The 13,149-nt window shown below is 43.0% G+C and carries 13 protein-coding genes; 10 read left to right on the top strand and 3 right to left on the bottom strand.

Features of this window, described 5'->3' with window-relative positions:
- The 3 genes from ACQ76V_RS15665 to ACQ76V_RS15655 form a co-directional block, all read left to right on the top strand.
- Window positions 1-322 (top strand): 3-hydroxyacyl-CoA dehydrogenase family protein (locus ACQ76V_RS15665; RefSeq protein ID WP_441001457.1); only part of this gene is annotated, 322 nt, incomplete at its 5' end.
- Between the two features lie 195 nt (window positions 323-517).
- The gene (gene yajC / locus ACQ76V_RS15660; RefSeq protein WP_441001456.1) at window positions 518-826 is read left to right on the top strand and encodes a preprotein translocase subunit YajC; all 309 of its coding nucleotides are present in this window, start codon (window positions 518-520) and stop codon (window positions 824-826) included.
- A gap of 21 nt (window positions 827-847) precedes the next feature.
- On the top strand, window positions 848-2,113 hold the full coding sequence (locus tag ACQ76V_RS15655) for a bifunctional 3,4-dihydroxy-2-butanone-4-phosphate synthase/GTP cyclohydrolase II (protein WP_441001455.1): 1,266 nt from the start codon (window positions 848-850) through the stop codon (window positions 2,111-2,113).
- Window positions 2,114-2,173: 60 nt separating this feature from the next.
- Here ACQ76V_RS15655 and ACQ76V_RS15650 read toward each other — a convergent pair whose 3' ends face one another.
- Genes ACQ76V_RS15650 through ileS form a run of 3 tightly spaced genes read right to left on the bottom strand, consistent with a single transcriptional unit; the run spans window position 2,174 to window position 6,366 of the window.
- The gene (locus ACQ76V_RS15650) at window positions 2,174-2,761 is read right to left on the bottom strand and encodes a signal peptidase II (protein WP_441001454.1); all 588 of its coding nucleotides are present in this window, start codon (window positions 2,759-2,761) and stop codon (window positions 2,174-2,176) included.
- Between the two features lie 12 nt (window positions 2,762-2,773).
- On the bottom strand, window positions 2,774-3,181 hold the full coding sequence (locus tag ACQ76V_RS15645; RefSeq protein WP_441001453.1) for a TraR/DksA family transcriptional regulator: 408 nt from the start codon (window positions 3,179-3,181) through the stop codon (window positions 2,774-2,776).
- A 14-nt stretch (window positions 3,182-3,195) separates the two neighbouring features.
- On the bottom strand, window positions 3,196-6,366 hold the full coding sequence (gene ileS, locus ACQ76V_RS15640; protein ID WP_441001452.1) for an isoleucine--tRNA ligase: 3,171 nt from the start codon (window positions 6,364-6,366) through the stop codon (window positions 3,196-3,198).
- Window positions 6,367-6,673: 307 nt separating this feature from the next.
- Between ileS and ACQ76V_RS15635 the strand changes: the two genes are divergently transcribed.
- The 7 genes from ACQ76V_RS15635 to ACQ76V_RS15605 form a co-directional block, all read left to right on the top strand.
- Complete coding sequence (locus ACQ76V_RS15635) at window positions 6,674-7,186, top strand: low molecular weight protein-tyrosine-phosphatase (protein ID WP_441001451.1); 513 nt, start codon at window positions 6,674-6,676, stop codon at window positions 7,184-7,186.
- The gene (locus ACQ76V_RS15630) at window positions 7,183-8,052 is read left to right on the top strand and encodes a fructosamine kinase family protein (RefSeq protein WP_441001450.1); all 870 of its coding nucleotides are present in this window, start codon (window positions 7,183-7,185) and stop codon (window positions 8,050-8,052) included. The genes ACQ76V_RS15635 and ACQ76V_RS15630 overlap by 4 nt, the downstream gene beginning before the upstream one ends.
- Window positions 8,053-8,066: 14 nt before the next feature.
- Window positions 8,067-8,810: a helical backbone metal receptor gene (locus tag ACQ76V_RS15625; protein ID WP_441001449.1), complete on the top strand. Its 744-nt coding sequence runs from the start codon at window positions 8,067-8,069 to the stop codon at window positions 8,808-8,810.
- 63 nt (window positions 8,811-8,873) lie between these two features.
- Entirely contained in the window at window positions 8,874-10,595 is a 1,722-nt protein-coding gene (locus tag ACQ76V_RS15620; RefSeq protein WP_441001448.1) for a tetratricopeptide repeat protein, read from the top strand.
- Between the two features lie 2 nt (window positions 10,596-10,597).
- On the top strand, window positions 10,598-11,362 hold the full coding sequence (locus ACQ76V_RS15615; RefSeq protein ID WP_441001447.1) for a DUF4292 domain-containing protein: 765 nt from the start codon (window positions 10,598-10,600) through the stop codon (window positions 11,360-11,362).
- A 77-nt stretch (window positions 11,363-11,439) separates the two neighbouring features.
- Window positions 11,440-12,735, top strand: coding sequence for a peptidoglycan DD-metalloendopeptidase family protein (locus ACQ76V_RS15610; RefSeq protein ID WP_441001446.1), 1,296 nt, complete (start codon window positions 11,440-11,442; stop codon window positions 12,733-12,735).
- Window positions 12,736-12,845: 110 nt separating this feature from the next.
- The coding region (locus ACQ76V_RS15605; RefSeq protein WP_441001445.1) for a hypothetical protein at window positions 12,846-13,149 on the top strand (304 nt) is incomplete at its 3' end.

Below are 13,149 nucleotides of genomic sequence, written 5' to 3'. Positions count from 1 at the left end.
CCAGTACTTTGATGGCAGCGGCCGAAAATCGATGGATGCGCAAACGGTGCAGCAACGCATGACACTGACCATGGTGAACGAAGCGGCCTGGTGCCTGCAAGAAGATATTCTGCGCAATCCCACGGATGGCGATTTGGGAGCTATATTGGGATTAGGTTTCCCTCCTTTCCTGGGCGGTCCGTTCCGTTATATCGATCGGGAAGGAGCTGATGTAATCGTTCAACGACTTGAAAAATTTGAAGATGAACACGGCCCCCGATTTACACCGGCTGATATTCTAAAAGAATATGCAAAGGATGGGAAGAAGTTCCATCAGGATTAATATCTAAAGATTTTAATCCTCGTACAGCTCCTACATCACATTTAACATTTAAGAAAACAGGTGCATAAAATGCCTGCTTAATTGCTTTCAAAAAAAGAGATTTTCAGCGCTCTGCCAGAATTGGAGCAAGCCGGCAAAAATACTATCTTTATACACTTTCAAAACAAGCAGAATATAATTTAAACACATTATTTCATGTTAAATCTTGCACTATTTTTGATGGGTTCTCCTGATGGGGGCGGTGGCTGGTCCAGCCTCATCTTCTTGGGAGCTATTTTTGCCATTTTCTACTTCTTTATTATTCGCCCGCAAACAAAACGGCAGAAAGAACTGCAAAAAATGGTCGATGACCTCGAAAAAGGAGATAAAATTGTAACTTCCGGTGGAATGATTGCCAAGGTAACCACTGTTGATGAGGATACCGTACTGGCTGAAATCGATAAAGGAGTTAAAGCTCGTTTTAAAAAGAGTTCGATCTCAGATGTCAACCCCGATCAAGATTAATTAAGTTTCCACATTTCCATTATGGGTGCAGATATTACATTCGATAGCATTGAAGACGCTATCGAAGATATAAAAGAAGGTCGCATGGTTATCGTCGCTGATGACGAGGATCGTGAAAATGAAGGCGATTTCGTCATGGCGGCAGAAATGGTTACGCCTGAAGCGATCAACCTAATGGCTAAATATGGCCGGGGGCTTATCTGCGTACCTATTACTCGAGAGAAAGCCTATTCGCTGAATCTCGACTATATGGTAACCGAGGGCGCTGATCCCGATGAGGCTGCTTTTACAGTTTCAGTCGACCATAAAGAACTTACTACGACAGGCATTTCTGCCGGGGATCGGGCTAATACCATTAAGGAAATGATAAAAAGAGATGCAAAACCCGATGACTTTCGCCGTCCCGGCCATATATTTCCCCTTATTGGTACTGAAGGTGGGGTATTGCGTCGCGCCGGCCATACGGAGGCAGCGATCGATTTAGCCCGACTTGCTGACCTCCAGCCTGCGGGTATTATCTGTGAAATCATGAAAGATAATGGGGCGATGGCACGGTTGCCCGATCTGGTTGAAATCGCTGAAGAGTTTGATATGAAATTGATCAGTATTAAGGATTTGATTTCATATCGCATGCAAAATGAATCGCTGGTGCGAAAGGTGGTAGATGTAAACCTGCCCACTATCTATGGAGATTTCCAGCTTCATGCCTTTCAAGAACGCCTTACCGGAGACCATCATCTGGCACTGGCCAAAGGAGAATGGAGCGAGGATGATCCTGTTTTGGTACGAGTACATTCTTCTTGTATGACGGGTGATATTTTTGGATCCAAACGTTGCGATTGCGGGGAGCAGTTGCATCAAGCGCTGCTGCAGGTCGAAGAAGAAGGGCAAGGTGTAGTTCTTTACATGAACCAAGAAGGACGAGGCATTGGCCTGGTCAACAAACTTAAAGCATATAAACTGCAAGAAGAAGGATTGGATACGGTTGAGGCCAATGAAGCGCTTGGCTTTGAGCCCGATGCCCGTGACTATGGGGTGGGTGCTCAAATTTTGCGTAATCTCGGTGTCTCCAAAATGCGTCTAATGACCAATAATCCTGTTAAGCGCGTAGGACTCAAAAGCTTTGGCCTTGAAATGATAGAGCGCGTACCCATCGAAGTGGGTGCTTATCCCGAAAATGTAAAATATCTGAAAACCAAGCGGGACAAGATGGGTCATGACCTGAAATTGGACGAGTTGGATCCGCACAGTCCCGATTTTATCGATAGCATTGTTACAGAAGAATAATAAGCTTATTTGCCAGGCATACCGAAATAAATAGCCAGCCTTTCTTTTTACTTCGAAAAACTACCCATCCACAGAGCGTTTAATATCGACTGTACTCTCTTTATTTGACTGTTCTTGCTGTTTGACTCCTGATAGATTTTGCGGAACAATCCATTTATGAAACACCAACATAGCAATAATAGCGGTGCTGATAGCCACATCTGCGACATTGAAGATATAGGGAAAAACGGGATAGCCGCTAACCGTTAAATTGAAATGGATGAAATCAATCACATGACCTTCAAGTAATCCACCATAGGATTCGACATATCCCATAATTAAGCGATCTATAATATTTCCTACAGCTCCACCCAATATTAGCCCCATACAGAACAGATATCCTACAGTAGCATCCTCTCTATTGTAAAGTACATACGAAAGAATAGCGATCGTAGCCAAAATGGCAATGCCACTGATCACTTCCGTCGAAGCCCATCGCATCCCCAGTGCCATGCCCGGATTTTGGGTATAGTTAAAAGTTAGCCATCCGGGAATAAGATCAGCATAATGCCATTGTGGATTAAGGCGAATCCAGTGCTTGCTAAACTGATCTAAAAAAATAACAATGAATGCCGGGGCTGCAAGAGCCGCTGTTTTTCTTCTATCCAACTGAAACGAAAATTATTTACGCTTGAGTTTTGCTTCGATGCTAAGCTGGGTATGAGGCACAGCTTCGAGCCGGCCTTTAGAAATTTTCTTACCCGTTACTTTGCAAACACCGTAGGTTTTATTTTCGATCCGCGTCAGCGCGTCATCCAGATAGCGAATAAACTTTTTGGTGCGATTAAAAAGCATATATGTTTTTTCGCGCTCTTGGGCATCCGTTCCTGCATCAGCCATGTGAAACGAATATGCCGACTCATCGCTGGCATTTTCCATGCTATCGCGCAACGTGCTTTGCAACGATTCGAGCTCTCGCTCAGCCTCCTCACGTTTTTTTAGGATAATATCCTTGAAATATTCCAACTCCTCATCAGAATAAGGAGAAACGCGCTCTGTATCTTTATTTTCATTTTTTGATGATGCCATAATAGCTCACTTTCTTAATTAGGGTTTCTTCTGATAGAAATAGTTGATTCACTGTCACCAATTTCCCAACTCTTTACAAAATCTGATACTTCTAATTTTTCGGATGAAATTTCTTCTGCCAAGGTTTCACTTTTAATGTAATCTTTCATCGATATTACCGCTTCTTCAAGTTTTTCCGAACCGTTAAAACCGATAATAATACGATCTTCAACGTCAAAATCTGCTTCCTTCCGCATATTCTGGATCCGGTTGACAAACTCCCGAGCCAATCCCTCTTGAATAAGTTCTTCAGTCAACTCTGTATCAAGGGCTACACTTAGTCCCTTTTCGGTCTCTACCGACCAGCCTTCCAAGCCGGTGCGAATAATTTCAAGACTGTCTTCACCAAGTTGTACAATACCCTGCTCACCCAGATCCAACTCAATAGAACCGGTTTCTTCATATTCGGTAATTTCTTCGGTTGTGAGCTCTGTCACTTTCGAAGCCACCGGCTTCATTTTACTACCCAGCTTACTACCCAGCTTCGGGTAATTGGGTTTTGCCGACTTGTGAACAATTCCAGAGTCATCATCCACAAACTCTACTTCCTTTACATTCACCTCATCTAATATAATATCTTTGACCAATTCAATAGCCTGTCGGTCTTCTTCTTTTTCAATAGGCAGAATGATACGCGACAGCGGCTGACGTACATTAAGTTCCAGCCTGTTGCGCAAGCTCAACACCATCGATGAAATCTGACGAGCCAGCTCCATCCGGTGTTCCAGCTGTTTATCAATCGCCGTTTCTTCTACCGTCGGATAAAAAGAAATATGGACCGATTCTTCATCGGCTTCCGTCACTTCATTCATTCGCTGGTACAACCATTCGCCCAAAAACGGAGCGATGGGACTGATTAATTTAGCCAAATCTACCAGACATTCATACAATGTTTGATAAGCGGCCTGCTTATCAAGGCTTTTGCCCTCTTTCCAGAAACGGCGGCGATTACGTCGCACATACCAGTTACTAAGCTCATCAACAAAGTTTTCGATGGTCCGCGCCGTTTTGGTAGGTTCATAATCATCAAGGTACTCATCTACCAACTTCACGGTTGTATTCATGCGAGAAATAATCCAACGATCCATTTCTACGCGATCAGAAACCGGAATTTGTGAGCCCGAATAGGTAAATCCATCAATATTGGCGTACATCGCAAAAAACGAGTACGTATTTACAATAGTATTAAAGAACTTTCGCTGCGTTTCTTGCAATCCATCTTCACTGAATCGCAGGTTCTCCCACGGCGATGAGTTGCTCATCATATACCAACGTACCGTATCAGCACCGTACTCCTGTATAACTTCAAATGGTTCTACGGTATTGCCTTTAGACTTACTCATCTTGTTGCCGTTCTCATCCAGCACAAGCCCGTTAGATACTACATTTTTATAAGCCGGCTGATCAAAAAGCATCGTTCCCAGCGCGTGCAGGGTGTAGAACCATCCACGCGTCTGATCTACGCCTTCAGCAATAAAATCAGCAGGGAAGTTTTCTTTAAACTTCTTTTTATTTTCGAACGGATAGTGCCATTGGGCAAACGGCATCGACCCCGAATCGAACCACACATCCATCAGGTCGGGAATGCGTCGCATTGTTCCTCCATCAGGACCTTCCCACGTAATTTCATCAATATAAGGACGGTGCAGATCAAGCTCTTTGTCATCAGGCAAACCCGCTTTTTTCTTGAGCTCTTCGATGCTTCCCACCACTTCTATGTGATCGGGATTTTTATCACTCACCCAAAGCGGGATCGGCGTGCCCCAGTAGCGTTGACGCGACACAGCCCAATCCACATTGTTTTCGAGCCATGTTCCAAAGCGTCCAGTCCCAGTACTTGGCGGCTTCCAGTTTATTTTCTTATTAAAGTCGACCATTTTGTCTTTCACATCCGTGGTGCGAATAAACCAAGACTCCACCGGATATGACATCAGCGGTGTCCCTTTGCGCCAATCATGTGGATAGTTGTGCAGATAGGTCTCATGCTTGTACATCAGATGTTTATCCTTGATAGCACGAGAAATCCCCTTATCGGCATCCTTGAACCATTCGCCTTCAAAATCAGGTACCTGATTCGTAAAACGCCCATCTTTATCAACGGGATTAAACATTGGGATGTCATTCTTTTGACCCGTCTCATAATCATCAGCACCAAAAGCAGGCGCAATATGAACGACCCCTGTTCCCTCTTCCGTGGTTACATAATCTGCGGGGACAACACGCCAGGCTTCATCCTTATCAAACTCTTCCAAGGCGTAATCAAACACCGGATCATACGTCCAGTCAACCAACTCTTTACCTTTGTATTCTTCTACAATTTCATAGTCGTGGTCAATGACCTCATCAATGCACTCCTTGGCCATAATATAAAACTCAGTGCGATCACCTTCAGAAAGCTTTATTTTGGCGTAATCCAACTCTGGATTTACAGCCAATCCCATGTTTGAGACAATGGTCCAAGGAGTTGTGGTCCACGCAAGGAAATATACATTATCGGCCATTCCTACTTTAAACTTCACAAAAATAGAGGGGTCCTGAACTTCCTTGTATCCCTGTGCAACTTCGTGTGATGACAATACCGTTCCGCTGCCCGGCGAATACCATTGAATTTTGTATCCTTTATAAACCAAACCTTTCTCGTGCAGCGTTTTAAACGCCCACCAAACTGATTCTATATAATCATTATCGAAGGTGATGTAGGGATCATCCAGATCCACCCAATAAGCCATGCGGGTCGTAAGCTTATCCCATAAGTCTTTGTATTTCAATACGCTTTTGCGGCACTTCTCGTTGTATTCCGCTACACCATACTCTTCTACCTGCTCACGTCCCTCAAGATCGAGTTCTTTTTCCACTTCTATCTCAACGGGCAGCCCGTGCGTATCCCAGCCGGCCTTACGGTCAACGCGAAATCCTTTCAGAGTCTTATACCGGCAAAACATATCTTTAACCGTACGCGCCAGCACGTGGTGAATACCCGGCTTGCCGTTTGCCGTGGGCGGCCCCTCATAAAAGGTAAAGGGGATCCCTTCTTCTCGGGTGGAAACACTTTTCTCAAAGATATTATTCTCTTTCCACCACTTGAGGGTTTCGACTTCGAGTTTTGAAAAATTCAGTCTTTTTACTTCGTCAAATTGTTTACTCATAAAGGCCGTTGTACCTTCTCTATTGGCTTTTGTAAAGCTGTTAATATAAGGGTTTTCTATACCTTACAGTAGCTTAAGTTTTCTAATAAATTTCCGTCAAAATAAATGAACCACAAAGATACAAGTCTTAGCTCATCAATTCACATTCTGAGACGTATTTAACAATGTAAGCGACCTATGAAAAGAATTGCTCCAACAATTTGCAAATTAGAATTGCAGCAAATCTTTACGTTATACTTTATAGCTTTTAGCCCTTATTTTATGTCTGCTATCTACAAAACCGATCTCAAATCAATTGTAATACTATATGGATATACCTGTTAACAATCCCATAACCAGAGAAAACCACTATAAAATATGTTTTGTATGCCTTGGCAATATTTGCCGAAGTCCCACCGCTGAGGGAATTTTCCAGCATCTGATTGACGAGCGCGATCTTGAAAATCATTTTGAAGTCGACTCAGCGGGTACTTCTGCGTACCATTTAGGAGAATCAGCTAACAGTAAAAGTCAGCGTACGGCGCAGAAGCATGGTATTACGTTACATTCCAAAGCGCGTCAATTTGATGCTTCAGATCTGGACTATTATAATCTGATTCTGGCAATGGACAATGAAAACCTGAAAAATGTGCGCGAAATGGCAAATGGGACCCATGAATCCAAAATCGGCCGTATGCGTGATTTTGACCCCAATCCTGGTGAAGGCGAAGTCCCCGATCCTTATTACGGCGGACCTGAAGGCTTTGAAAATGTTTTTCAGATCGTAAAACGAAGTTGTGAGAAATTACTTGATGAACTTGAAACACACGTCCAAAAATGATCCCTGATCCTGTTAAACAACAAATTCAGCACGCATTAGATCAGCCGGTAACTTCAGCACAGCGTGTTTCGGGTGGCAGCATTAATCAGGCCGCCAAAGTTACCTTAAAAGATGAAACCACCTGCTTTTTAAAATGGAATACGTCGGCCGATCCTCACATGTTTGTAGTCGAAGAAAAAGGCCTGGCCCTGCTTACATCAGCAGATACCTCATTACGCATTCCATCCGTTTTAACAACCGGTAAAGCAGCAGACGGCACCGGTTTTTTACTCCAAGAGTTTGTTACAGAAGGCCACTCAAAGCCAGATTCCGCCAGTAATTTTGGTCGAGCTTTGGCACAGTTGCATAAACATCACCATGAAACCTATGGACTCGACCATGATAATTTTATCGGTCGGCTCCCACAGTCGAACACTCCACACGACAATTGGGTTGACTTTTTTGTTCAGGAACGCATGGCCCCCCAACTCCAAATGGCTACTGATAGTGGTAAATTAGGTTCCGATACGGTCAGCAGCTTTAAAAGTATGTATGAAACACTGCCGGATATTTTCCCTGATGAGCCACCCAGCCTACTACACGGCGACCTATGGGGCGGCAATTACTTTTTTGACCAAGATGGGGAGGCCACTATTTACGATCCCGCCGTCTATTATGGACATCGCGAAATAGAGCTGGCATTCACCCATCTTTTCGGGGGATTCCCGAGTAATTTTTACAGCGCTTATGAAGAAACCTATTCATTGACATCCGGATTTTCAAAACGAAAGGATATCTATAATTTATATCCTTTGTTGGTACACACCAATTTATTCGGTGGAAGCTATGCCCGGCAGGTAGAGGGTATTATTCGTCAATTTAAATAACATTTAATACTTAGATGGCAACACCTCCCCAACGCATTATCAGCCTCGTTCCAAGCCTTACGGAATTAGTTATTGACATGGGATTGCAAGAACACCTTGTGGGACGAACTCGATTCTGTGTGCATCCCAAAGAACAAGTGGAAGAAATTCCCATAATCGGTGGGACCAAAAACCCTCGGATTGACAAAATACGTGACCTCAACCCCGACTATATCATTGCCAATAAAGAGGAAAACCGCCCAGAAGATATTGAGGCATTAAAAAATGATTTTGAAATAAATGTTACTGAAATTGCCACTATTGAAGATGCGCTGATCACCATCCACGAACTGGGTAAGATATTTGATACCTCGGAGGAAGCTGAGAACTTGATCAGCAATATTCAAGAAGCGCTGGAAACCCGTCCCCAGGTCTCTAAATTAAATACGGCGTATCTTATCTGGAAAGATCCATGGATGACGGTCGGCCGCGATACCTATATTCATGACATTATGGACCACTGGGAACTGCCCAATGTTTTTGCGGATCATAAACGATATCCCAAAATAAGTCTGGACGAACTCAAGAGACAAAATCCCGACCTTGTATTGTTAAGCAGTGAACCCTATCCGTTTAAAGAAAAACACCTGGCACAAATTGAAGAAGCATGTCCCGCTGCCCGGGTATTGTTGGTTGAGGGAGAATGGTTCAGCTGGTACGGATCGCGGATGGAGCATGCTTTCAAACGATTGAATGGCTGGCGTAAAACCATCGCCTAAAAAAGAGTTACCTACTGCCGCTTGTAAATTGTTATACTGTCAGATAGATAACCGTTGGTTTTTATGAATACTATTCTATCACATAGCCGGTCTTTATCAGCACATCTTTTTATTGCTGTGCTATTTTTTATTGGCACATCCTCGGCTTGGTCCCAAAACCAAACGATTGCAGAAAAAGAATATATAGCAGCACAAACTGCTTACATTGATGGGTTAGCCGCTTTTGAAAACAATGATTATGAAAAGGCAATCAACCTGCTGAATAAAGCCTCTGTAAAGCTTCCCGAACATCCGGGGATTAACTACGCGCTGGCCGACGCCTACCTTCAGGTAAATGATCTTAAAAACGCTGAATACTACAGTAAACAGGCTCGAAATCTGGACCCCCAAAACAAATGGTATCACCTGCAACTGGTAGATATCTATAAATCTATTGGTAATATAGAGGCGGCGACAAACGAATTGAATAATGCATTGAGTTACCACCCCAATGACATCGATATGTTATATGATCTTGCACAGACATATACCGAACTGGGAAAGTTAAAGCAATCGAACACCATTTATAATAAACTGTTACAGTTAAAGGGCGAAATGTCTTCCATTCGGCTTGAGAAACTTAAAAACTTTAACAAGCTGAATATGACAGACTCGGCCATTGTTGAACTGGAAAAAGTGCGGGCAATGGAGCCCGGCAACATTTCTACACTCCACCTGTTGAGCAACTACTACTTAGAACTCAAAAAGCCCGTTGAAGCTCGTAAGGTAATTGAAAATGCACTTCAGATTAACAGCAAAGATCCGAAATCCCGGATAATCCTCGCAGAAATCTTTATATCACAAGCCAAATGGGATAGTGTGGAAGCAACACTCGGGGTTCTTGCCGATGATTCTACCATTGCCAGCACAACCAGGGAAGAGATCGCGAATTTTGTATATAGCACATACAAAAATGATCCCTCAAATTCTGCCATTCAACAAATGGCAAATAATATCTTTAAAAAACTTATTCAACATTCTTCGAAATCTGCGAAGATATATGCATTAACGGGAGATTTCTTTTTAAAAACCGGGCAAACCCAATATGCCCTTCGTGCTCTTGAAAAAGCAACAGAGCTAAATCCAACTAACGACTCAGTCTGGCAACAACGACTCAAATTGCTGCTTGAGCTACGCAAGTTTGACGAGACAATTAAAATTGGCAAACAGGCAATCCAAAACATTCCCCAAGATCCGATCCTGCTATACATCCTCGGTAACGCCTATTTGTCTTCTCAACAATATGATAATGCGGAAAGGCATCTAAAAGAAGCATCCACCCTACCTGCCCGGAAAACGCTTAAAGCTGATATATTTGGCTCATTGGCCGACACCTATGCCAGGTTGGCAAACTGGGAATCCGCTTTTGAGTATTATCAAAAATCGATAGACCTCAATACCCGGAATCCCGTCATCTATAATAACTATGCCTATTATTTATCCCAGCAAGACAAAGAACTTTCCAAAGCGGAAAAAATAGCCCTTAAAGCGTTAGAACTTGCTCCGGACAATCCCTCGTTTCTGGATACCGTTGGATGGATATACTACAAGCAAGGGCAGCTGAAAGAAGCCCAAAAGTACATCCGAAAAGCCATTGAGGCCGGGGAACCCAGTGCGGAAACACTGGAACATATGGGCGATGTTTTACTTAAACTTGACAAGCCCAACGAAGCCAAGCATTGGTGGCAAAAAGCACTCGATAAGGATTCTTCGCGAACACATTTAAAAGATAAAATCTCCAACTGACTGTGGCTCAATATCGATATATATTGCTCTCTTTTGTATGGGGATGGTTATGCCTGGCGCTGATTTCCTGTTCGGGCTCTCAAAAACTTGTGGAAGATAATTTTCGTCCTTCCCAAGAAAACCTCTCTCAAGTAATAAATCAACTGCCTGATTACAGCGATGATTTACAATCCGTTAAAGGCAAAGGACGAGCAATTGTAAGCGAGCCGGGCAACACCGAACGCGTCACCATTCGCTTTGCCAGCAATCAACAAAAAAGCCTGGTTACTATTCGTAACGGTATTGGCATCGAAGGTGGACAGTTGCTCACTGATGGTGATACGCTTCTCATCTACAACAAAGTGGATAAATATGCACGGAAAGTGCCCGTACAGGGAACAAGTCTCGATCGCATAAACCGGCTGGCCTCACTTAATATTTTGGATATGCTTAACTATTCTGTCAAAGAAAAGGATATTACAGAATTCCTGGAAAATGAAACGCTGTATCAACTTCGATTGCGAAGCGGCACAAAAGTTTATATCGATAAGAGTTCGCACACGATCAGAAAAATTATACAACCCTCATCATCCAATCTGCCTTACTCAAAAATTGAATATGATGCTTATACTTCAATAGAGGGGTTCACCCTTCCGCGAAGAATTAGTATATTCGGACCTGAGGGTGATTCAAAAGTTGCTTTACAATTAACAGCATTAGAATTAAATCCCAAGCTTGACGTTTTAACAATAGAGTTGCCAGACGATATTCCCATTTATTACGAATGAAAAAAACATGTAGTCTCATAGCGATTATAACGTGCCTTTTGCTGGCTCCAAATCTATCATTGGGCCAAGCCGCTGTCATGCAAGAGTTTAAGGAACTGCGCGATAATATTGTCGAAAAACAAAAGAATACCCGAGCTGAAATTGAACGGCTAAATAAACAAATTCAGCAGTTCGAACAGCGCCTGCAGCAAGCCGAAGAAAAGTATGAAGCCCTCTATCAAAAATATCAAAACTTGAAGCAGCTCATTGCCCTTCAGGATCAAAAGCTATCTCAGCTGCAGCAAGAACAGTCTCAGATACAAGAAGAAATTACCATTACCACAGAATCGCTGAATGCCAAACGTGCAGAGCTGGAACGACTCATTGAGAACTACAAAAAAACACTTAGTTATCTTTATAAGCATGGACGTACTTCTCAGCTGGCGCTTATTTTCTCGGCATCCTCTATCAATCAAATGCTGATACGCTCTTTTTATCTTGAGAAGTTCAATACTTATCGTGAGCAACAAGCGATGGAGATCCGCCAAACTGAACAAGAACTGGAGCAAACCAAAAAGCAACTGGTTAAAGCTCAAGAAAAGAATGAGGAGCTTCTGGCAGAAATTAAAGAGGAGAAGCAACAGCTGGCTGAAAAGAAAGACCAACAGGAAAAAAATGTGGCTCTGCTGCGAGAAAACCGAGAGGAGATCAACAACAAACTCAAAGAGGTACAGCAGCAAAAAGATAATCTCAACAGCACCCTCTCAGATCTTATCCGTCGTGAAGAAGAAATTCGCAAAGCCCAGGAACAAAAGCTCCGCCAATTAGAAGCAGAGCGAAAGAACAAACTGGCAGCTGCTAAAAAGATTGAGAATGATGCCAAACGAGAGGCCGAAGTCAAAAAGTATTCTGAGCCAATTAAGCTCGACAACTTCTTGGACTCAAATAAGATGGAGGAAATTGAAACCCGATTTGCTTCCAACAAAGGAAAACTGCCCTGGCCGGTGGACAGTAGAACCATAGCTGAACATTTTGGTAACAAAGTACACCCTGTTTATGGGACCAAGACGCCGAATCTGGGCGTAGAAATTGTAACCGATGCCCAATCGTCGGTCCAGGTTGTGCATGATGGATATGTGATGAATATACGCCCTGTGCCCGGCTATGGCGATGTAATTTTTGTTAAGCATGGACGCTTTATTACCGCTTATGGCAACCTGAGCGAAGTAATGGTACGTAAAAGCGAGGTATTGAATCAGGGCGATATGCTGGGTCTTTCCGGCGATGCCAGTTCACCAAAGGGTGAAAGTCTGTTTTTTCTGATACGTGAAAACAATAAAAACTTAGACCCTGAAAGTTGGCTTAGACGAGAAACCATGTCCAGTAACTACTAAATTAGCTTCCCCCTCTTTTTGTTGGTATTTTCTGCATCATTGTTGAATACGGAACTGATTACATTCCGATTCCAGTTTATTCCTAATTAACCTATAAGCAAGTTTATTTCATGACCAATTGGCAACGCACTTTTGCATTTGTTAGCGGCGCTCTTGTTTTTGGACTACTGTTCATCATCATATCCAACAGCTTTATCCAATACGTCGCCCACCCAGGAACTACCGGCTATCTGTTTCTATTCGGCTTTGGACTCATATTTTTAAACCTCAACTTCGGTATCAGCCGACGTTTTGCAATTAAAGCGCTAACTCCGAAAGGAATTGCCTATACAATGGCATTTCTTACTATTCTACCAACTATTTTTTGGGTCTATACCAAAGATGTGGGTCTGGCAGAGCTACAGCTGGTCTTTG

This window comes from Fodinibius sp. SL11 (genome assembly GCF_052060035.1).
Classification (GTDB): Bacteria; Bacteroidota; Rhodothermia; order Balneolales; family Balneolaceae; genus Fodinibius.
The sequence above is the reverse complement of the archived record's forward strand: the minus strand, read 5'-3'. Positions and strand labels throughout refer to the sequence as shown.

Bases quoted from the DNA above. Each gene is read 5' to 3' on its own strand.
- ileS (WP_441001452.1), bottom strand. From the start codon at position 6,366: ATGAGTAAACAATTTGACGAAGTAAAAAGACTGAATTTTTCAAAACTC.
- ACQ76V_RS15635 (WP_441001451.1), top strand. From the start codon at position 6,674: ATGGATATACCTGTTAACAATCCCATAACCAGAGAAAACCACTATAAA.
- ACQ76V_RS15610 (WP_441001446.1), top strand. From the start codon at position 11,440: ATGCAAGAGTTTAAGGAACTGCGCGATAATATTGTCGAAAAACAAAAG.
- ACQ76V_RS15630 (WP_441001450.1), top strand. From the start codon at position 7,183: ATGATCCCTGATCCTGTTAAACAACAAATTCAGCACGCATTAGATCAG.
- yajC (WP_441001456.1), top strand. From the start codon at position 518: ATGTTAAATCTTGCACTATTTTTGATGGGTTCTCCTGATGGGGGCGGT.
- ACQ76V_RS15655 (WP_441001455.1), top strand. From the start codon at position 848: ATGGGTGCAGATATTACATTCGATAGCATTGAAGACGCTATCGAAGAT.
- ACQ76V_RS15645 (WP_441001453.1), bottom strand. From the start codon at position 3,181: ATGGCATCATCAAAAAATGAAAATAAAGATACAGAGCGCGTTTCTCCT.
- ACQ76V_RS15625 (WP_441001449.1), top strand. From the start codon at position 8,067: ATGGCAACACCTCCCCAACGCATTATCAGCCTCGTTCCAAGCCTTACG.
- ACQ76V_RS15620 (WP_441001448.1), top strand. From the start codon at position 8,874: ATGAATACTATTCTATCACATAGCCGGTCTTTATCAGCACATCTTTTT.